We start from the raw sequence: 964 nt of genomic DNA on the forward strand, positions 1-964 counted from the left end.
CACGATCCACAACCTGTTTGACAGCTTCAATTTTAAACTCTTCGGTATAACGCTTACCGCTCATAGGCACCTCTCTTTAAGCCATTTTAAATGACTCTGAGGTGTCTGTTAAACCCGTGGCGATTCAGAAAAAGGGGCCTGTTTATAGTCAATCATTATAATGTTAAGCGGTGTCAGCTTATGATTTTTTCTTCAGTTATTGAATAAGCGGGTTTTACCAAGTTTTTATATAAATTTATGAAGTCTTTCACCTTGGTTTTTAAGTTTGTCCTGTACTCTCTACCATATTAAATCGTCAAATTTTGTTTTGCGCTTTAATTTTAAATTGTTTTTTGTGAGCTTAATCGTAAATAAATGACGTTGGTATTTATTGAGCGATGATCTGTGGTGTTGCATGCTTTACTTAAGGTAAAGCAATTATTCCCCAGTCGGAAAATATATTTATTAAATTGATTTACGTCTGTCGCGATGACAGGGGTTGTCCCCCCCCTGTCATCACTGGCCACCAATAACCCAGGCACTTTTAACAGTAGGTTACGATGGTTATCACCGATACTAGCTATATAGTTCAATTACGCAAGATATTTCCTGAGATCAATGAATCGAAAATTGAGATATTCACACTTTTTGTCTGGGGAATGTGACCTTCCCCCAGCCTTAGATACAAAGATCAGTTAGTAATGTCGGTTTGATGACCCTGCCCCCGAATATGATCCAGCCGTAATCGGAATAACCGGCTTCAATCTGGCTGCATATTCTGGCAACCGGCAGACTTCTCAGCAAATTCAGATGGCGTCATCCAGCCCAGTGCAGAATGGGGACGCCTCTGGTTATAGTGTATGCGCCAGTCCTCGATTTTGCACCGCGCATCCTCCAGCGGCATGAACCAGTTCTCGTTCAGGCACTCCTGACGCAACCTGCCGTTGAAGGACTCCATCGTCGCATTATCTGTTGGCGTTCCCGG

The 964-nt window shown here is 42.3% G+C and carries 1 protein-coding gene; it reads right to left on the bottom strand.

What is annotated here, in order from left to right; all coding sequences use genetic code 11:
- Positions 1–739: 739 nt before the first annotated feature.
- On the bottom strand, positions 740–964 hold a 225-nt coding region (locus tag ACTU3N_RS14660; protein ID WP_443086875.1), incomplete at its 5' end, for an integrase core domain-containing protein.

The sequence above is a fragment of the Vagococcus sp. WN89Y genome, assembly GCF_052220145.1.
Taxonomy (GTDB): Bacteria; Pseudomonadota; Gammaproteobacteria; order Enterobacterales; family Enterobacteriaceae; genus Kosakonia.